The 21,318-nt window shown below is 44.2% G+C and carries 13 protein-coding genes; 8 read left to right on the top strand and 5 right to left on the bottom strand.

Going from position 1 to position 21,318, the window contains the following annotated elements; translation table 11 throughout:
• Positions 1-17: 17 nt before the first annotated feature.
• Positions 18-1,118: a phytase gene (locus tag MTO98_RS31230; protein ID WP_243483233.1), complete on the top strand. Its 1,101-nt coding sequence runs from the start codon at positions 18-20 to the stop codon at positions 1,116-1,118.
• Between the two features lie 78 nt (positions 1,119-1,196).
• On the opposite strand, the gene MTO98_RS31225 is transcribed toward MTO98_RS31230, so the two are convergent.
• The gene (locus MTO98_RS31225) at positions 1,197-2,372 is read right to left on the bottom strand and encodes a TlpA disulfide reductase family protein (protein ID WP_243483232.1); all 1,176 of its coding nucleotides are present in this window, start codon (positions 2,370-2,372) and stop codon (positions 1,197-1,199) included.
• A 109-nt stretch (positions 2,373-2,481) separates the two neighbouring features.
• Positions 2,482-3,054 (bottom strand): thioredoxin family protein, encoded by a 573-nt coding sequence (locus MTO98_RS31220; RefSeq protein ID WP_243483229.1) that lies wholly within the window; start codon positions 3,052-3,054, stop codon positions 2,482-2,484.
• A gap of 171 nt (positions 3,055-3,225) precedes the next feature.
• Here MTO98_RS31220 and MTO98_RS31215 point away from each other — a divergent pair, with 171 nt between their 5' ends.
• From MTO98_RS31215 to MTO98_RS31205, 3 genes are all read left to right on the top strand, one after another.
• Complete coding sequence (locus MTO98_RS31215) at positions 3,226-4,239, top strand: glycosyl hydrolase 53 family protein (RefSeq protein ID WP_243483227.1); 1,014 nt, start codon at positions 3,226-3,228, stop codon at positions 4,237-4,239.
• Positions 4,240-4,396: 157 nt separating this feature from the next.
• The gene (locus tag MTO98_RS31210; RefSeq protein WP_243483225.1) at positions 4,397-7,747 is read left to right on the top strand and encodes a VCBS repeat-containing protein; all 3,351 of its coding nucleotides are present in this window, start codon (positions 4,397-4,399) and stop codon (positions 7,745-7,747) included.
• A gap of 9 nt (positions 7,748-7,756) precedes the next feature.
• Complete coding sequence (locus tag MTO98_RS31205) at positions 7,757-9,082, top strand: vanadium-dependent haloperoxidase (protein WP_243483224.1); 1,326 nt, start codon at positions 7,757-7,759, stop codon at positions 9,080-9,082.
• Positions 9,083-9,531: 449 nt separating this feature from the next.
• On the opposite strand, the gene MTO98_RS31200 is transcribed toward MTO98_RS31205, so the two are convergent.
• Entirely contained in the window at positions 9,532-11,361 is a 1,830-nt protein-coding gene (locus tag MTO98_RS31200; RefSeq protein WP_243483221.1) for an ABC transporter ATP-binding protein, read from the bottom strand.
• Positions 11,362-11,596: 235 nt separating this feature from the next.
• On the opposite strand from MTO98_RS31200, the gene MTO98_RS31195 reads away from it, so the two are divergent.
• Both MTO98_RS31195 and MTO98_RS31190 read left to right on the top strand, forming a co-directional pair.
• Positions 11,597-13,522: a sialate O-acetylesterase gene (locus MTO98_RS31195; protein ID WP_243483219.1), complete on the top strand. Its 1,926-nt coding sequence runs from the start codon at positions 11,597-11,599 to the stop codon at positions 13,520-13,522.
• A gap of 144 nt (positions 13,523-13,666) precedes the next feature.
• Complete coding sequence (locus MTO98_RS31190; RefSeq protein WP_243483217.1) at positions 13,667-15,187, top strand: acetylxylan esterase; 1,521 nt, start codon at positions 13,667-13,669, stop codon at positions 15,185-15,187.
• Between the two features lie 520 nt (positions 15,188-15,707).
• On the opposite strand, the gene MTO98_RS31185 is transcribed toward MTO98_RS31190, so the two are convergent.
• Together MTO98_RS31185 and MTO98_RS31180 are read right to left on the bottom strand one after the other, a co-directional pair.
• Positions 15,708-16,454: an SDR family NAD(P)-dependent oxidoreductase gene (locus MTO98_RS31185; RefSeq protein ID WP_243483215.1), complete on the bottom strand. Its 747-nt coding sequence runs from the start codon at positions 16,452-16,454 to the stop codon at positions 15,708-15,710.
• Positions 16,455-16,469: 15 nt separating this feature from the next.
• On the bottom strand, positions 16,470-17,501 hold the full coding sequence (locus MTO98_RS31180) for a LacI family DNA-binding transcriptional regulator (protein ID WP_243483213.1): 1,032 nt from the start codon (positions 17,499-17,501) through the stop codon (positions 16,470-16,472).
• 156 nt (positions 17,502-17,657) lie between these two features.
• On the opposite strand from MTO98_RS31180, the gene uxuA reads away from it, so the two are divergent.
• A complete protein-coding gene (gene uxuA, locus MTO98_RS31175; RefSeq protein ID WP_243483211.1) occupies positions 17,658-18,851 on the top strand; it encodes a mannonate dehydratase in 1,194 nt (397 codons plus the stop codon).
• A gap of 264 nt (positions 18,852-19,115) precedes the next feature.
• Positions 19,116-21,296: an alpha-glucuronidase family glycosyl hydrolase gene (locus MTO98_RS31170; RefSeq protein ID WP_243483209.1), complete on the top strand. Its 2,181-nt coding sequence runs from the start codon at positions 19,116-19,118 to the stop codon at positions 21,294-21,296.
• The last annotated feature ends 22 nt before the right edge of the window (positions 21,297-21,318 follow it).

Raw genomic sequence — 21,318 nt, 5'->3', positions numbered from 1 at the left:
TTTTATTGATATTGATAATGAATAAGTTAAGAAAATTAGCTTTTGTGGCATTCGCTGTTGCCGTTGGTAATACCGCCTGGGGCCAAAGCCAGGTGCGCAACAATAAAAACCTCACCATCCCCGGCATTACAGCTCCTGAAATAAAACCCGTGGTAACTACAGAGCCGGTTTTATATGATACAGACGATCCGGCTATATGGATTAACCCGGCAGACAAGGCTAAAAGCCTTATCATCGGCACCGACAAAAACAGCGACGGTGCGCTTTATGTGTTTGACCTGGAGGGGAAAATTATTAAAGACAAAGTTGTTCACGGTTTAAAACGTCCCAATAATGTCGATTTGGCGTATGGTTTAATGCTTGGCGGCAAACCAACCGATATTGCAATAACCACCGAGCGCATAACCCACAAACTCAGAATTTATTCATTACCAGATATGAAGCCTGTAGATAACGGCGGTATTGATGCCTTTGTTGGTGAAACAGGTTTTGAATACCGCGATTTGATGGGTATATCCATTTATACAGCAAAAAATGGAAAAATGTATGCAATAGCCGGTCGCAAAAATGGCCCGCAAACAGGGGGGTACATCTGGCAGTATCTGCTTGAGGATGACGGTACGGGTAATGTTAAAGCAACGCTGGTACGCAAGTTTGGTAAATACAGCGGTAAAAAAGAAATTGAGTCAATAGCAGTTGATAACGAGCTGGGATATATATATTACTCAGACGAACAGGTAGGCGTACGCCAGTATTATGCCGATCCTGAAAAAGGAGATCAGGAGCTGGCCATATTCGGTACATCGGGTTTTAACGCCGATCACGAAGGCATTTCTATTTATAAACTAACCGATAAAACAGGCTACATCCTGGTATCTGACCAGGGCGCTAACCGTTTTCAGATCTTTAGCCGTGAGGGTTCAAAGGCAAATCCCTTTGAACATAAGCTGCTAAAAATAGCCAATGTTGCCGCAAGGCAAAGTGATGGCAGTGATGTAACTGCTGTGCCTTTAAATGATACCTTTAAGCATGGCATTTTCGTGGTGATGAGTACCGATAAAACTTTTCACTATTACCGGTGGGAAGATATTGCTGGCAAGGAACTTACGGTGAAATAGCTACTAAGCTATTTGCTATAAAAACAAAAGGTGCGGGCAACTTGCCCGCACCTTTTGTTTTTATAGGTATTGTAGATATTACTGTAAAAGTTCCGCTATCTTTTCCGTCAAGGCATCTTCATTGCCCGAAGTCATCAGTATTTTTCCCTCTCTATCTAATAAAACATAAAAAGGGATATAATGGGTGCTATACATATCAAGCGCCTTTGATTTTGAACCCTTATCTGTTGATACAAATTCGTCAATAACTTGTATCCAGGGCATTTTCTCTTTGTCAAGCGCCGTTATCCAATCCTTCCAATTTTTATCATTGGCTACACTCACAATTTCCAACCCTTTTTGATGGTATTTTGCATATACTTTTTTCCAGTTAGGTATGGCATTTCGGCATGGTACGCACCAACTTGCCCAAAAATCAATCATCGTAACCTTACCTTTGGTGGCAGAAAGCGTAAACTTTGTTTTATCTCTTTTTAGTAAGGTGAAATCGGGCGCGATGTTATTTAATTGCGTGTTTTTTACAATCGCGGCTTCAGCTGCCAGCGCTTTATAATAATCAGATTCTTTTGCTGGTCCTGAAAATTTTTCAAGAATATTTGCCAAATCAGGAGGAGTCGAATTATAAAGCTGACTAAATAGCTCGCAAAACTGACTGTAAATAAAAACGCCGGCAAAGGATTCAGGATATTTGTTGATGTAATTTTCTATCCACGCTTTCTGTTTGGTTATGAGAACTGTGCTAATGGAATCGGCCTTTTTATTTGCGGTAGCTTCATCATATCCGCTATTAGGCCCTTTTAGTTTTCGGAGAATGGCGATGTTGGCTGTCTGTCCGCTTTCATTTTTAAACTGGTTGTAAGCATCTGCAACCTTTGAACCGCTTTCTTTGATCTCCCATATAAGAGGATAATCGGAATTCTTGACGTATTGGTGCTGGGCCCCGGTAGTATCTATTTCAAGGGTGATGTCGCCGTTTTCAATGATAGCGCGAAAAGCCCAGTTGCCCGGAGTAATAAAAAACGGCTTTTGCTCTGGCTGCCCAATTTTACCACGCATTACAAATTGCCCATTTGTAATAACTGCGCTATCGGTAGCTACTGCTCCATTTGATAATAGATGAATAACGCCGGAACTTACGCCTTTGATTGTTCCTTTAACTAAGAACTCGCCTTGTTTGGCAGACTGGGCATTGGCTTGAAATACAAACAGAAATAAAAAGAAAAGAATTGCAGGGATTGAGAACTTGTGATTCATAAGGATAAGGTTGGTTTATAATAATACAAGAAACGGACATTTAACCATATTATTATTAACCGAACCCTATAGTTTAGCTTTTTTGTTGCTAAAGATATTTGTGGATAATTTAATTGCCTGCAGGCAAAGTCTGGCTTATAATTGTCAAAAACTCCAACTGAAAACTTTCGCCTTTGTCCTCGTTGTACCATTTTTGGAGCACTATCTTTTTTTCACTCATTTCCACATGGTCTTTAACCATTTGCAGATAAAGCCGCTGGCATTCGGCAGGCCTGGGCCCCCAAACTCCAAGATCTTGGTTGTTTTCATCTGTAATAATGATCTTCGGAATTGAGCGGGTACCGTTGGTAAGGTAACGCTCAATCAAAAAGGGCGGCGAATCCCGTAGCTGGTAGTCAACTTTAATGAGCGGGTTAAGCTCCGAAAGGCGGTGCAGGAAGGGTATGGTGTGCGAAGCATCGCCGCACCAGGCTTCGGTAATAACTGTCCAGGTTTGTGGTTTATTGATCTTTTCAATCGCGGTTGTCAAATCCGGGTTCAATACGCCAACCTTTAGCCACCGCTGCTGGCGCGACCAGTTAAGTTTTGTATAATTTAAATAATCCGGGTTATCATAAGGAGCCGGCGGATTGGGGTTGTTTAAAATATCGAAAAATAGCTGTTGATATGCTGCAAAATCCATAATGCGTTTTATTTAATACCATTCAACTTAATGGTAATTCCTTTTACGACATGAAATTAAATATTGTGCAGATGAATTTTGTTGATGTAGATTAATTTCGGCAAGCTTTACAAGGCTATGATTAAATATACTATGTAAATTTGGTTGCAACGCAAACCTATAAACATTAACATGACAACAAGAAAACTGGTATTGATCGCAATCGCCCTGGTAAGCATCGGTATCTTATCGGCTTATAAGCTTTCTCCGGCCCTAAATGCTCCGGTTAAATTTAAACAGATCATGGGCGCAGATATTTCCTTTATCCCCCAGCTTGAAGCAGAGGGGCGCAAATTTTATGATAATGGTGTGAGCAAAGATGCTTTCACTATTTTAAAAGATCATGGCTTTAATTATGTAAGGCTCCGCATTTTTAACAACCCAGGGGCCGATAGCGGTTATTCGGCAAAAGGGTATTGTGGCCTGGATGATACTAAAAAGATGGCTTTACGTATTAAAGAGGCGGGTATGGGTTTTCTGCTTGATTTTCATTACAGCGATAACTGGGCCGATCCTGCCAAACAGCATAAGCCTGCCGCATGGAAAAAGCTTAATAACCAGCAACTCCAGGATTCTATAACAGCATTTACGCGGCTTACCCTGCTGGCCCTGAAAAAGCAAGGTACTTTGCCCGATATGGTGCAGGTAGGTAACGAAATTAATCACGGTATTTTATGGCCCGATGGCAGGGTTAAAAATCTGGATACACTGGCCGGTTTCCTGAAAGCCGGAATAGGCGCGGTAAAAGAAGTAAGCAGCAAGATCAGGGTTATGATCCACATTGCCTGCGGCGGCCAAAATACCGAATCGAGGTATTTTGTTGATAACATGATTAAACGAGGCATAACTTTTGACATTATTGGCGAATCATATTATCCCGAATGGCATGGTACGCCAGATAGCTTGAAAAATAACCTCACAGACCTTAACACCCGGTATAAACAGGATGTTATAGTGGTTGAATATTCGCAGCGCAAACGCGAAGTAAATGACATTGCCTTTTCATTGCCCGGCAATAAAACTAAAGGTACTTTTATTTGGGAGCCCTTTAGCTGGGGCGAAACCTTTGTTGATAAACAGGGTAATGCCAATGCTCATTTGGCTACCTATGATAGCATCAGCAAGCAATACCATATTAGCCGGTAACGGGTTTCAAATGCGTTTCACATATCAAAATTAACCTGTAAAGGTGCGCTGTAAAGTTTCTTAAAAGCGATTTTTCTAAACATATTTTCCATGCAGAATAATTGTTATATTGACATCAAATTTGCGATGCCCATTTATCGCAACCACGATAAACCAAATGAAGATATTCCGGTGCCCTCTACCGCTTAAAAAGCGAAAAGAACGCTCGTTTTCGATGTTCCCTGCGTTATGCATTTTTATGCTATCAGCAGGATGTAATCGCAAGCCCTCAGCCAGCTCCCAACAACCCTTATTTAAACTATTGCAGCCGGAGCAAACTCACATTGATTTTGCCAATAACTTAACCGAAGGGTTGAACACCAATGTGCTGATGTATGAATATTTTTATAATGGCGGTGGCGTTGCTGTTGGTGATTTAAACGGCGATGGTTTGCAGGACCTTTATTTTACCGGCAATATGACCGATAATAAACTGTACCTGAACCAAGGCAGTATGCAGTTTAAGGATATTACTGTTGATGCCGGAGTAGCTGGCAGGCCCGGTCCCTGGAAAACGGGTGTTACAATGGCCGATGTTAACGGCGATGGTAAACTGGATATATATATATGCTATTCGGGTAAAATAAGGGCCGAAAAGCGGGTTAACCAGCTGTTTATAAACCAGGGAAACAATGCCGCCGGCGTACCCGTATTTAAAGATATGACGGCCGACTACGGCCTTGATTTCCCATCATTCAGCACACAGGCATACTTTTTTGATTATGACAGGGATGGCGACCTCGACCTGTTGTTAGTTAATCACAACCCGGCGCGGATCAGCATTCTTGATGATGCATTTGTTAAAGAGATGACTGCCAAAAAAGATAACGAATCGGGGATCAGGCTGCTGCGGAATGATAATAACCATTTTGTTGATGTTACCGGTGCTGCCGGTATCATTAATACATCACTATCATACGGCCTTGCAGCCGGTGTTGCCGATATTAATGGTGATGGCTGGCCGGATATTTATGTATCAAATGATTACAGCATTCCCGACAGGTTGTATATCAACAATGGCAAAGGTGCTTTTACCGATGAACTTCAGAAGCAGATTGGTCATACCTCGTTTTACTCCATGGGGAATGATGTAGCTGATATCAACAATGATGGCAAACCGGATATTTATACCCTGGATATGCTTCCGGAGGATAATAAACGGCAAAAACTGTTATTTGGCGTTGATAATTACGAGGCTTTTGACCTTAACCTGCGGGTTGGGTTTTATTACCAGTATATGCGTAACATGCTGCAGATCAACAATGGCAACAATTCGTTCAGTGAGATAGGGCAGTTAGCCGGTGTTTCTAATACGGATTGGAGCTGGTCGCCATTATTCGCCGATTACGATAACGATGGCTGGAAAGACCTGTTTGTAAGTAACGGCTATACCCGCGATTATACCAATATGGACTTTTTAAAGTTTATGGGCGATAACCTGAAAGACAGGCGCGTGATGCGGCAGGACCTCCTGGATATTGTAAACCAGATGCCATCATCACAAATGAAAAGTTACCTGTTTAAAAATAACGGTAATGCAACCTTTACAAATACAAGTGCACAGTGGGGTATAACGCTGCCATCAAACAGTAACGGTGCAGCATACGTCGATCTGGATAATGACGGCGATCTTGACCTGGTGGTGAACAATATCAACCAGCCTGCATTTGTTTATGAAAATCAGGCTGCTAAACAAAATGACAATCATTATTTATCCATAAAATTAAATGGCAGCGGGGCTAATACACAAGGGGTTGGTGCTAAGGTCAGCATTTACTCGGGCGGCAAAATACAATACCTGGAGCAAATGCCGAACCGGGGTTATCAGTCATCCATGTCAACTATACTGCATTTCGGCCTTGGGAAAGATAAACAGGTTGATTCCTTAAGGATCACCTGGCAAAGCGGTAAATCACAGATACTTCAAAAAGTAAAGGGCGATAAACAACTTGTCCTGAATGAAAAGGATGCGTCGGGCATGGGGCCGGTACAAAAACAAATCAGCCCGATATTTAAAGAAATATCTGCCCCGATAGCAGCCCGCGAAACTGATAACGCCACAAATGATTTTAAGCGGCAGCCCTTAATGGTAAACTCCATATCGTTTTCGGGTTCCATCCTAACTAAAGGCGATGTAAATGGCGATGGACTTGAAGATATTTATGCCGGTGGGCATGATGGTAAAGCCGGTATGTTATACCTGCAGCAAAAGGATGGCAAGTTTATAAGCAAAGCCGTTGCTGCTTTTGATGCCGATAAGAATAGTACCGATGCCGCAGCATTGTTTTTTGATGCCAATGGCGATGGTAAGCCTGACCTGTACGTATGCTCCGGCGGTTATGCCGATTACAAACCGGATGATGTGCTGCTGCAGGACCGGTTGTATCTTAATGATGGTAAAGGGAATTTTAGTAAGGCAACCAATGCTTTACCTAAAATGATCAGCAGTAAAAGCTGTGTAAAAGCAACCGATATCAATGGGGATGGTTTTCCTGACCTTTTTGTTGGCGGCAGGGTAGTACCCGGCCAATATCCTGAAGCACCCGAAAGCTATATTTTGATTAATGATGGCAAAGGGCATTTTACAGATGAAACGGCAAAATATAATCCGTCGATCAAAAATATAGGTATGGTAACTGATGCCGCCTGGGTAGATATGAACGGCGACAAAAAGCCTGACCTGATTGTTGTTGGCGAATGGATGCCGATCACCGTTTTTGAAAACAATGGCAATAAGCTTGCGGATGCAACAACTAAATATTTTGATAAAAAATATGCCGGTTGGTGGAACTGTTTGCAGGTGAGCGACATTAACCATGACGGTCATCCCGATATTATTGCCGGGAACATCGGTTTAAATACTCAATGCAAAGCAAGTGATGCAGAACCGGCCGAAATGTTTTACAAAGATTTTGACGATAACGGCTCTGTTGACCCGATGCTTTGCTTCTATATTCAACATAAAAGCTATCCTTTTGTAAGTCGCGATGAATTGCTTGACCAGTTAAGTGTTATGCGTGGCCGGTTCCCTGACTATAAAAGCTATGCCGATGTTACAATGGACAAGATCTTTACCCCTGAAGAATTGAAAGGCGCGAAAAAGCTGACAGCCAATGAGCTTGCAACCGTCTTGTTTATCAGTAACACCCAGGGGCATCTGAAGCAAGCTGCATTGCCTTTGCAGGCTCAATATTCGCCGGTTTTCACTATTACCACGCTTGATTATGATCATGATGGCAAAGATGATCTCTTGCTTTGCGGCAACATCAATAAAGCCCGCATCCGCTTTGGTAAATATGATGCTAATTACGGTGTACTGCTTAAAGGAGATGGTAAAGGTAGTTACCAATATATAAACCAAATGCAATCCGGCTTTAACATCAGGGGCGATGTAAGGAGTGTACTTCAATTAAATAACACTTTACTTTTTGCCCTTGATAAAGGCAAACTAAAAGCATACAAGCAATAATAAGAGGCAATGAAAAAATTGTTAATGCTAATATCTATCTGCAGTTTATTTGTAATTACAAGCTGCAGCCACAAAAAGCAACCCGAACTAAGCAATGAGGATGTGAGTAAGGTTGTTGGCCACATGACCAGCGTAATGATCCATGATGTTACCAATCCGCCATTGGCCGCCCGTTTTTTTACCTATGCCTGCCTCGCCGGATACGAAGTAGTTGCCGAAAACGACAAACACATCAGCAGTATGCGTGGCGTATTGAACCAATATCCCGATATCAAGCATTCCAGGCAAAATACCGACTATAATTATCAGCTGAGCGCATTGCTGGCCATGTTTGAAACATCCGCCAAGCTGCTGCCATCAGGTACTTTGATGACAGGATATGAGGCATCTTTTATTGATTCGTGCAAAAATATTGGCTTTAGCAGCGAGGTAATTGATAGTTCAAAAAGTTATGCCAAAACAATAAGTAAGCAAATACTGGCTTACGCCAAGGCTGATGGTTACCGCAAAATAAACAATTATCCACGTTATAAGCTTAAACAAACACCGGGCAGCTGGGACCTTACACCTCCTGCTTATATGTTGCCGGTTGAACCTTATTTTAATACCATACGGCCGATGACGCTTGATTCGGCTGCGCAATTTGTTCCTGAGGCACCTATTCCTTTTTCAACTGATAAAAGCTCAACTTTTTACAAATTCCTGCAAATGAGCTATGCTAAAAGTGGCAATGGGCTAAAACAGGAGGAAAAGGATATTGCAAATTTCTGGGATTGTAACCCTTTTGCAGTTCAAAATGACGGGCATATGCTTTTTGGCCTTAAAAAGATCTCGCCGGGAGCTCATTGGATGGGAATAACAGCCATTGCCTGTAAACAAGCCAAAATAGGGTTCTCCAAAACGGTACAGGTAAATACTGCTGTAGCCATTGGTTTGCTTGATGGTTTTATTTGCTGCTGGGAAGATAAATATCGAACCAACCGTATCAGGCCCGAAACTGCTATCCGTAAATATATCGATCCCCATTGGAAACCTCTGTTGCAAACCCCGCCCTTTCCAGAGTATATCAGCGGGCATTCGGTAGTTTCGGCAACTGCGGCGGTTATTCTTACGCACTACCTGGGAGATAATTTTAAATATACCGATAATGTGGAAGTAAATTTTGGCATACCACCAAGACATTATAACTCGTTTACACAGGCTGCCAAAGAAGCCGCTATTTCACGATTTTGGGGTGGGATCCATTTTATGGATGCTATTGATAATGGTATTATTCAGGGTAACAAGGTGGGCAACCTGGTTGTTGCTAAGCTAAGCGGGCAAAAGAAGTCATAGATAGATGCCTATGCGTACGATGGTATAATTTACAAAAAACTGTCATCCTGAGGTACGAAGGATCTTCTTCAACATATACAGGCATAGCCGTTAACTTAAGGGGTTAAAAACTCCTAAAAAGCATGGGGCTGTGTGATTCCCCTCTTGAGAGGGGTGGAGGGGTGTGTTAGTCTGCGCGCGGCTTATCGCTTGTATAACACACCCCTGCTCCCGCTTCTTCCATCGCTCCCCCTCTCGAGAGGGGATTTTAAAAGGCCTACGCCAAATTACTCTTTTAAGTTAACGGCTATGGCTATACAGAGCGAAGAAGATGCTCCGTGCCTGAGCATGACAAAGGGGCAAATGTCATTTTTCCCTTCAAAGTTCTTGGATTTTACCTACTCTGCATGACAAGATAGAGATGCATCATATCTTCTTCAAGATCAACAGTTAATTTGCTTATGTATCTCTTACTGATACCCTGCTGCCTGCAAGCTAAATAGTTCGGCGTAACGGCCGTTGTTGGCCATTAGCTCCTGGTGTGTGCCCGATTCAAGGATCTTGCCTTTTTCCAGTACAATGATACGGTCGGCCAGGCGTGCTGTTGAAAAACGGTGTGAAATAAGTACGGCTGATTTTCCGTGTGTCAAAGACGCGAAACGTTGAAAAACCTCGTATTCTGCCCGTGCATCAAGCGCTGCTGTAGGCTCGTCAAGGATAAGCACCTGGGCATCTTTCATATAAGCCCTTGCCAGCGCCACTTTCTGCCATTCCCCGCCAGATAATTCAACCCCTTCGTTAAACCGCCTGCCCAGCCATTGCTCATAGCCTAATGGCAGTTTGGCTGCGAGTGCATCTGCAAGGCTTTCATGGGCGGCCTTACGAATCAGTTCGGTATTGGCCAGTTCATCGATATTTCCTACGGCAATGTTCTGCGAAAAACTCATCTGGTAACGGATGTAATCCTGGAAAATGATGCCCAGGTTTAACCGGAGACCGGCAATATCATAATCTCTCAGATCAGCACCATCCAGCAGGATGCGCCCCTCCGTAGGGTCGTATAAACGGGCCAATAGTTTAACAAGCGTAGTTTTGCCAGCACCGTTCTCGCCAACCAGCGCAATCTTTTCGCCGGGATGCAGGGTAAAGTTCAGGTGCCTGTTGGCCCATGATTCGGCATTGTGGTATTTAAAACCAACATCCTCAAATGTGAATCCCTGCTTTATCGGGTTTGGAAATGGCAAAGGAGAGGCAGCAACTTTGATATTAGGTTTGATCTCAAAAAACTCATGGAAATCATTAAGATAGATAGCACCCTGTGAAACGGATGTAAAGCGGTTCAGCGAATTTTCCATCAAGCTGCTAAGCTGTCGGAATGAACCGGCCAGGAAGGTTAGTGTACCGACGGAAGATTTGCCTGTTACCGTTTGATAAATTATAAAACCATAAGCCGCATAATAGCCTGCGCTGCCTAAAACAGAAAAGAAGGTACCCCAGGCAGAGCGCCGCACAGCCAATTTACTGTTATCGGCATAAAATTTATCTGATAATGTTTTAAAGCGGTTAATGATAAAATCAGATAAGCCGAAGATCTTGACCTCTTTGGCTGTTTCATCGCTTGCGCCAAGATAACGTACATAGTCGAGCTCTCTTCTTTCGGGTGTTTGACTCCTGCTGAGCGCATAATTCTGGCTGTTAAAATAGGATTCGCCCATAAAAGAAGGGATAATAGATATGAGCAATAACAGAATTAGCCAGGGATTTAAAGTCAGCAAGCCGGTAAGCAGGAACGCCATGGATATAAAATCCTGGATCTGGCTCATCACCTGCGATAAAAGTACCGTACGGCCAACAGTTTGCTGCCTTGCCCGTTCCAGTTTATCATAAAACACGGAATCCTCAAATTGTTCAAGATCAAGCGTGGCCGCATGTCGCATAATGCGCATCGAGGTGTAGTTAGCAAAAAGGTCACCGAGCAAATTGTCCATCAGGCTGATCATCCGGTTTAATCCGTCGGTTGCCACAGCCAGCAGAAATTCGATAATAACCAGTTTCCATAACTCATGTTGGTCCCCTCCATGTCGGTTTAGCAGTACTACCTGGTCAATGATCAGCTTGCCCACATACAACAACGCTACCGGCATGGCCGAACGCACAATGCGCAACAGAAAGCTCATGGTTGTTTTGCGCGGGCTACTTTGCCATACCAGCCTGAAAAATCCCGGAAGGTTGCTTAATGCAGACAGGCGCTCCTTAAACGAGATCTTTTGTTCTGGTTTGTTATTTCTTGTTTTTGCCATCTGCGGGTTTTGATGAATGCGATTTTAAACAAAAAAATAATCATTGATACTGAAATACAGGCTGTCAGCACATTTATGATCATTTGCTGACCAATGCAGTTACGTGGAAGACGCATACTTTATACAGAACTAAACATTGAATAATTAAATAAAAAAAGATTTGTGCAATCGATTGCACAAATCTTTTTTTATTTGTTACTTAGTGAAATAAACCATCAACAAAACTTTCGGAGTTATGAGGTCAGTGAAGCTATTACTTGTCGCGCTGTATACCTGCTTTATATTACCGTGCTATGGGGCAGTACGCCTGCCGCAATTAGTTGCCGATGGCATGGTATTACAGCGCGACGCCAAAGTAAAGATCTGGGGCTGGGCTGATGCCGGAGAAAAGATCGTTGTTAATTTTCAGCATAAAGCATACCGTACTGTTACTGATCAAAGCGGTTCATGGAAAATAACCCTTCAACCAATGAAAGCCGGGGGGCCATATACTATGGAAATCACCGGTAATAATCATATCACTCTCCGCGATATTTTAATTGGCGATGTATGGTTTTGCTCGGGCCAGTCGAACATGGTTTTGCCCATGGAGCGGGTAAAGGAAAGGTATCCAGACGAAATTGCCAATGCCAATTACCCGCAGATCAGGGATTTTTTTGTGAAAACTGAGGCCGATGTTACCAAGCAGCATCCGGACCTGTTACCCGGCAAATGGGTTAAAGCCGATTCTGCAACTGTTTTGGGTTTTGGCGCTGCATCCTGGTTTTTCGCTAAACAGCTTTATCAAAAATATCATGTGCCTATAGGCATCATCAACTCAAGTGTGGGCGGTACGCCTATCGAGGCCTGGATCAGCAGCGATGGATTAAAGGACATCCAATCGTACCATAACCGCATTGCTCAATTTAGCAATACTGCTTTTATGGATAGCGTGTTGAAAAAGCACCCGGAGCCAGCGGAACCGCTTGATGCAGATAAAGGTTTAAATAAGGCCAAACCATGGTATGATACCACTTATCTGCCGCATAACTGGCACCATTTCTGGCTGCCCGGCTACTGGGCCGATCAGGGCGTAAAAGGTCTGAATGGGGTAGTATGGTTCAGGAAAGAAATTACTATGCCTGCATCGGTACAGGGTAAAGCGGCCAAACTTTTTTTAGGCAGGATAGTAGATGCCGATCAAACCTATGTTAACGGCAGGCAGGTTGGGAACATTATTTATCAATACCCGCCAAGGCGTTATACAGTGCCCGCCGGTTTATTAAAGCCGGGCAAAAACATTATTGTGGTACGGGTTACCAATACATCGGGTAAAGGTGGTTTTGTACCCGATAAAAAGTACTACCTGGCAATAGCCGGTGATACTATCGATCTCCGGGGCGACTGGCAATACAAGGTAGGGCAGGTGTTTGAACCGGTCAGGTTAAAACCTGAATTTTCGGCCCAAAATGAGCCGACCGGCCTTTACAATACCATGGTGGCTCCTGTTATTAATTACACCATTAAAGGGATGGTTTGGTACCAGGGCGAAAGTAATACTTCCCGGGCGTTTGAATATGGTAAGCTGCTAAAGGCCCTTATTGCCGACTGGCGCAACAGCTGGCAGCAGGGTAATACTCCTTTTATTTACGCCCAGCTTCCAAACTTTAACGAGGTGCAGTATTCGCCTACAGAAAGCAGCCTGGCCCAATTGCGCAACGGGCAGCTAAGTGCCCTTGAAGTCCCCAATACAGGCATGGCGGTTACGCTTGAGGCCGGCGAATGGAACGATATCCATCCCCTAAATAAAAAAACTGTAGGGGAGCGACTTGCCCGGGCTGCTGAATATGTTGCTTATGGTGATGTAAATGTGGTGCCATCCGGCCCGATCTATCAATCGGCTAAGGTTGACGGGAATAAAATCGAAGTTACTTTTAAAAACATAGGCTCAGGGCTTGTTGCTGAGGGTGGCGATGAACTGTCGCAATTTGCAATAGCCGGTGCTGATAAAAAGTTTGTTTGGGCAAAGGCTGTCATTAAGGGGGATAAGCTGCTGGTTTGGAATGATAAGATCACTGCACCGCTTTATGTGAGATATGCCTGGGCTGATAACCCGGAGGGTGCAAATCTGTATAATAAAGAAGGTTTGCCGGCATCACCTTTCCAAACCGATAAACCATAGTTTTGTGTCAACAGTAATTGACGCATCGTCTTTAGCCCGAAGTCATGAGTTCTAAGTATCGTCGAAAAGAAAAAAATCGGACTTATGACTTCCGACTTAGTGCATCGACTTAACAACAATAAACCATAACCTAAATCCAGGAGAATGAAAACTACTGTATTCTTTTTTCTACTCGCGTGTGCTGTAACGGCAAAAGCGCAAAACGCCGCTCCGGTAAATTTTACTGCCGATCAGGATCATCAGAATATGATGAAACAGTTAGGGATCAAAACCTTGCGTAATGGCCCCAGCGGTGATGAATCGGCCCCTAACCATGCCAATTATGATGAGGCCTTGGCTAATCCTTACCCCGATTTACCGGATGCGCTTACACTAAAGAACGGCAAAAAGGTAACTACTGCCGAAATGTGGTGGAAACAGCGCCGCCCCGAAATTGTGGAGGATATGGAGCGCGAGGTTTATGGCCGCATCCCGGCTAATGTACCCAAAGTAACCTGGACGGTTAAAGTAACTGATAAGGAGCGCGTCGGCTTTTTCCCGGTGATTGCCAAACAGCTGATAGGCCATGTTGATAATTCGGCTTACCCACTTATCAATGTGAATATTGAAATGACCTTAGTAGTGCCCGCAAATGCCAAAGGCCCAGTACCTGTATTGATGATGTTTGGCCGTAGCGCTTTGCCCGCGCCAGCCCAACCTTCACCTGCAGATGTTGAAAAAGTCAATACGGCATTAAAGGAACTGCTTGTAAAAGAGCACCCGGAGTTAAAGACCATTTTTGAACAATATCCTGCCTATAACCCCATTCCTGAACAATCCCCTTTTGGGCCGGGTGGTTTCCAGGTGGCAAAAGGTGACCCGCCGACTGCCACGCAATTAATAGCCAACGGCTGGGGTTATGTGTTGATAGACCCTTCCTCGATACAGGCTGACAACGGTGAAGGGTTGACCAAAGGGATCATTGGTTTGGTAAACAAAGGCCAGCCACGCAAACCCGAAGACTGGGGGGCTTTACGCGCCTGGTCGTGGGGAGCAGCACGGGCATTGGATTATTTAGAAACAGAAACCTCAGTTGATGCTAAACATGTAGGCATTGAAGGTGTTTCCCGTTATGGAAAGGCCGCATTGGTAACACTGGCCTTTGAGCCAAGGTTTGCCATGGGATTGATCGGTTCTTCGGGAGAAGGGGGAGCTAAACTGCACCGCCGTAATTTTGGCGAGGCGGTTGAAAGCCTTACCGGCGGCGAATATTACTGGATGGCCGGTAACTTTATGAAGTATGGCGCATCGGAAGCTACGTTCGGTGCCAAAACGGCGAAAGACATTCCGGTAGATGCACATGAGCTGATTGCCTTGTGTGCCCCGCGCTTCACTTTTATAAGCTACGGCATCCCCGAGCAGGGCGATGCAAAATGGCTTGATCAGCAGGGAAGCTATATGGCAACTGTAGCCGCCGGCTCTGTATTTAAACTGCTTGGTGCAAAAGATATCGGTGTCTCAAACGATTACAAAACTGAAAAAATGCCACCGGTTAATACCGGTTTGCTTGATGGCGAGCTGGCTTGGCGGCAACACGACGGCGGCCATACCGATGCCCCAAACGTAAAATACTTTATTGCCTGGGCCAATAAACTGATGCATTATGGGAAGGAAGGAGGGAAGTGATTTATCAGCGCGTCATCCCGAGTGTATAAATCCGTTGGATTCTGAAGGTGAAATGACATCTTCACCACGTCATTGCGAGGCACGAAGCAATCCCCGACAGGGAGGTAACGATCTTTGTTCTATTGACTTACATCGTCGCGCTCTTGGCCGCGCGGGGCCAGATACTTTTGTCTTGACACAAAAGTATCCAAAAAGTCAAGTCAGCAGATAGGCTTCTTTGCGCAAAGGCCTTTGCCCTGCAAAACGGGCAGAACCACGGGCTGCAATTATTTTGCCCTGCTGCGCTCGCACTCTTCCAATGCTTCTGCAAAAACTTGCTATGCCCTTTCCTGCGCTCAAGGCCATCATTGTTCTGCCCGCTTTCACCCGAAGCTTACCTGCTGACAAGAACATTCTTTATTTATTATGTCATGGGTAACTTGTTTCAGTACCCCACAAGAAAGGTAGGCGATTTACTTAGCATATGGCTTAGCGAGTGAGATGTTGAAATAAATTCAACATGACGTTTGAATTATCGTATCTAAAACCCTATCGAATTTCCCCCATCAACCTGCAAAATAACCCCGGTTACATATTTGGCGCTGTCGGTAGCTAAATAATAAACGGCTTCGGCTACATCGGCGGGCTCGCCTAATTTACCCATCGGGGTGCGGCCCATTACCTTTTGCTTGCGGGATGGATCGTTATCCAGCGCCTTTGCCGACATATCTGTAGCTATAAAACCAGGGGCAACGCAGTTAACCCGGATACCCTGCGGCGAAAGCTCGGTAGCCATAGCCCTTGTCATGCCCTCAATAGCAGTTTTGGATGCGGTGTAAGCAATAACGTAAGGAATCCCGTATTGCGCCGCCATCGAACTGATGTTAACAATATTACCTCCGCCTGCTTTTAACATGCTTTTTACCATCTCGCGGCTTATGGCAAATACCGAAGTCAGGTTGGTTTGGATCACCCTTGAAAACTCATCGTCGGTTACATCGGTAAAAGCTTTTTTGTGGTTGATACCGGCATTATTAACCAAAATATCAGGAACGCCAAATTGGGCTTCAATCTCTGCTATCAATTGAGGGATACCGGTTGTATCGCTCAGGTCGTATTGTTTATAACTGCAAAGCTCCCCAAACTGCTGTGCTGCCGCGATCAGCTTTGCTTCGTCCCGGCCAATGATGATGGTTCTAATGCCTTGTTCGGTGAATTTTTTTGTGGTGGCAAGTCCAAGGCCCGAGGCACCCCCGGTTACAATAGCAAGTTTGGTTTTTGAGTTCATGGAGTTTAAAAAATGTTATTTTTTTCTGGAAGATGATTCGCGTACTATCAATTCCGATCTGAGGATAAGGCTATGCGTTTGTTGCAGGTCCTGCCGGTTGGCTAAATGGTTGATAAGCATGTTTGCGGCAACTTCGCCCATTTCATATCCTTTATAATTTACGGTAGTGAGGTTTGGCTCAATTACGCAGGCTGCCGGGTCATTGTTAAAACCGGCTATGGCTATTTGTTCGGGGATTTTAATACCTGCTTTTTTCAGCACCTGGATGCAGCTTACGGCACTCACATCGTTAACTGTAAATATGCCGTCGGGCAACGGGTCCATTTTTAAAATAGCTTCGGCCGCCGCGGCAGATTCCTTAGCACTCAGATCATTGATGATCACCAGCTGCCCATCAAATTTAATATGATGTGCTTCGAGCGCTTGCTTATACCCGCGAAGGCGCTCCGCGTAAACATTGCGTAATTGGTTGCCGCTAATATGAACTATCCTTTTGCAGCCTTGCTGAAGCAGGTGGTTGGTTACCTCGTAGGCAGCCTTGAAATTATCGATATAGATCTGCGGGTAATGCGCATGTTCAATGATCCTGTCGAAGAACAGCACCGGGATATTGCGCTTTATAAAAGGTTCAAAATGCTCGATGTCGGTGGTGTCATAAGCCAATGAAACCAGCAGTCCGTCAACCCGGTTATTCAGCATAGCTTTGGCATTGCTGATCTCCTTCTTCATTGTCTCTAACGACTGGCTGATGATGAGGTTATAATTATTATCGTTCACAACTTTTTCGATGCCCGCAATAACATCCGACATGAAACTGCTGTTGAGCCGCGGAACGATCACGCCAATGATATTGCTGTTTTTGCTGCGTAAATTGCTGGCGAATGAATTGGAGCGATAACCCATTTCTTCGGCGGCTTTAACGATCTTCTTTTTGGTGTTTTTATTAACCCTCGGATGATCTTTAAGCGCGCGGCTAACCGTAGCTGCCGAAACCTGTAGTTTTTCGGCAATGTCATATATAGTTATCTCTTTTTCGCTGCCCGGCATATAATTGCTTTAAAGTACTTAAACGATGTTGCTGGCTTAATGATAGCAGTTACAAAATTGTTTAACGGATAAAAGTATAAAAATATTAACAAGTTATTGAAATTTATGCAATCGGTTGCATAAATTTATCGCGTTGATAAATTCCGTTTAAATAGTATGGTACCAGATTTAGAACAAACCTTCAGGTGGTTTGGCCCCGGCGACCCGGTAACTTTAAGTGCAATAAAACAAACCGGGGTAAGCGGGATAGTTACCGCACTTCATCAGATCCCCTGCGGTGATGTTTGGAGCCGGGAAGAGATCAGGCAACGGAAGGCCGTGATTGAAAATGCAGGTTTTAACTGGGCTGTTGTGGAAAGCGTGAATATTCATGAAAGTATTAAAACCGGTAGTGCAAGGCGTGACCAATACATTGATAACTACATCCAAACGCTGCAAAATTTAACGCATGAAGGGATCTTTACTGTGTGTTATAACTTTATGCCCGTGTTGGACTGGACCCGCACGCATCTTGATCATCGTTTAGCAAACGGCGCTTCGGCGTTGCTTTATAATGCCCCTGCTTTAGCTGCTTTCGACCTATATATTTTAGAGCGGGAGAACGCTTTTGACGAATTTAGTACCGACCAACAAATTGCTGCAAAGCTTTACCTCGAAGGGCTGAACGATGATGATAGAACACTGTTAACCAATACAATATTGGCCGGCTTACCCGGTACAGATGAGGTTTTTACCATTGCCCAATTCAAAGAACATCTCCATAAATACAGTGAGGTAGATGCTAATACATTAAAAGAAAACCTGTTTTACTTTTTAAGGGCGATCATTCCCTATGCCGAAAAGCTGGGTATTAAAATGTGTATCCATCCGGATGATCCGCCGTTTCCTATTTTGGGGCTGCCCCGTGTAGCCTCATCCCTGGATGATTTAACTGATATCGTAAACAGCTATCCTTCAATTGCTAACGGTATAACACTTTGTACAGGCTCATTAGGGGCATCGGGGAAAAATGATATTTCTCAAATTATAGCTCAATTAGGCAATAAGATCCATTTCCTGCACCTGCGCAATGTGGCCCGCCAGCAGGATGGTAGTTTTTATGAAGCCGATCACTTAGCAGGAAGTGTTGATATGTATGCCGTGATGAAGGCCATTATTAACGAACAGGTAGCCCGCAAAAATGCAGGTCGGAGTGATATCGCTATCCCTATGCGACCAGACCACGGGCATAAGTTGCTTGATGATTTTAATTATAATACCTATCCCGGTTATTCCGTGATCGGCAGGCTTAAAGGCCTGGCCGAGTTACGTGGGTTGGAGATGGGGATTAAGCGGGCACTGTACGATTAGTAATAGCTATAATAAAATGGGGAGATTTTAAATGCGGTTTTCCAAATCTAAATAGTTGCTTAAATAAGGAGTCAATAATTAAATTCCTATTGCTAAATGTCATGAAAGTTTATATCTTGCAATCGATTGCATAAGATTAAAGATTTTATAAACCGTACTAAATGAGGCAGGATCTTAGCCTGTTTCATTCATGAACTTTTCAACAGATCAATTGTGTTTTTTATAAATCGCCTTAGTGATTTATAAAGCTGAACTAATAACGCTATGGCTAAATATTCAATAAAGAACATGTGTTTGCCGGCGCTGCTTTTCTTTGCGGCGATAAACAACGTTTATGCGGATAATGGCTATAAGTTATGGCTTGAATATAATAAGATAACCAATAGTCCATTGGCAGCGGCTTACAGGCAACAGTTGCAGTACATGATCTTTCCGGCACAATCAGACCAGCTTAAAGCGGCAAAGGCCGAGCTTTTAACCGGACTGGATGGCATGCTGGCATTAAAACCAACCGATACTAAAAACATAACGGGCGGGCAAACCATTATAATCGGCACGCCGCGAACATTAAATGCGTTTTCGACAATTGTTCCTGATAGTTTAGGGAGTGAAGGGTATCTTATCAAAACTGCTCTGATCAATCAAAAAAAATGCATTGTCATTGCCGCTAACACCGATGCAGGGGTGATGTATGGCGTTTTTAATTTTTTAAAGCTCATACAAACTAACCAACCTATTAATAAACTGGATCTTGCCGATCATCCACGTATCATGTACAGGGTATTGGATCATTGGGATAACCTGAACCGCACAATTGAGCGGGGGTATGCGGGCTCATCTATCTGGAACTGGCACAAGCTCCCTGGTATTGTTGATCAGCGCTATATTGACTATGCCCGGGCCAATGCTTCGATAGGTATCAATGGTTCGGTTGTCAATAATGTAAATGCCGACGCGCTGATCCTTTCGCCTTCATATTTATTAAAAGTGCAGGCTTTGGCCAATGTTTTCAGAAGGTATGGCATCAGGATCTACCTGTCGGTAAAATTCAGCAGCCCGGTTGAGCTGGGCGGCTTAAAAACTGCCGATCCGCTCGATCCTGCTGTGAAAAAATGGTGGGCCGATAAAGCCGATGAAATTTACCGCTACATCCCTGATTTCGGGGGATTTTTGGTGAAGGCTAATTCAGAAGGGCAGCCTGGTCCGCAAAGTTATGGCCGTACCCACGCCGATGGTGCCAATATGCTGGCCGATGCTTTAGCCCCGCATCATGGCATAGTGATGTGGCGGGCCTTTGTTTATGATAATAAAGTACCCGACGACCGCTTTAAGCAAGCCTATAACGAGTTTAAACCTTTTGACGGAAAGTTTAAGGATAATGTGATCATCCAGGTTAAAAACGGCCCGATTGATTTTCAGCCGAGGGAACCATTTCACCCATTGTTTGGAGCTATGCCCAATACCCCGCTGATGATGGAATTTCAACTGACACAGGAATACCTTGGTTTTTCAACACATTTAGTTTATGAAGCGCCATTGTTTGCCGAATGCCTGCAATCGGATACCTATACACAGGGGAAAGGCTCAGCAGTTGCACGGGTAATCAAAGGTGATTTTAACAAAAAACTAATAACCGGCATGGCGGGTGTAGCTAATATCGGTACTGATTTAAACTGGTGCGGGCACCCTTTTGCGCAGGCCAACTGGTATGCCTTCGGCCGTATGGCCTGGAACCCGGATCAATCCCCGGCAGTAATTGCCGCCGACTGGCTCAAAATGACCTTTACCAATGATGCAGGGTTTGTGTCGCCAGTAAAAAAGTTTATGCTGCAATCAAGAGAAAATACGGTTGATTATATGACCCCGCTCGGGCTGCACCATATTATGGGCGTATCAACCCATTATGGCCCCGGCCCGTGGACTGATAATGCCGGTCGCCCGGATTGGAATGCTACTTATTATCATAGGGCAGATTCGGCGGGGATAGGCTTTGACCGTACAGGTACGGGCAGTAACGCATTGTCACAATATGCACCCGAGGTTAAAGCCTATTGGGGAAACCTGCAAACCTGCCCCGATGAATACCTGCTGTGGTTCCATCATTTAAGCTGGACCTACAAAATGCGATCAGGCAGATCATTGTGGGATGAACTGGTTCATCATTATTACATGGGGGCCGATTCTGTTAAACAAATGAGCTTAACCTGGGGTAAAATGCAGGGCAAGATTGACGCGGAGCGTTTCACCGAAGTAAAGCAACTGATGCAGGTTCAGCTCAATGAGGCTACAACCTGGCGGGATGCCTGTGTTTTATATTTCCAAACGTTTTCAAAAATGCCCATAGGAGCTGCCTATCCAAAACCGCAGTATCCGCTTAACTACTATAAAAGCATGAAATTTTATTATGTGCCGGGTATCGGGGGCAATAATTACATGACCAATTAATCATCACCATAAACCAAACGCT

It is taken from the genome of Mucilaginibacter sp. SMC90 (assembly GCF_022811725.1).
Lineage (GTDB): Bacteria > Bacteroidota > Bacteroidia > Sphingobacteriales > Sphingobacteriaceae > Mucilaginibacter.
This window is presented reverse-complemented; position numbering and strand designations above follow the sequence as displayed.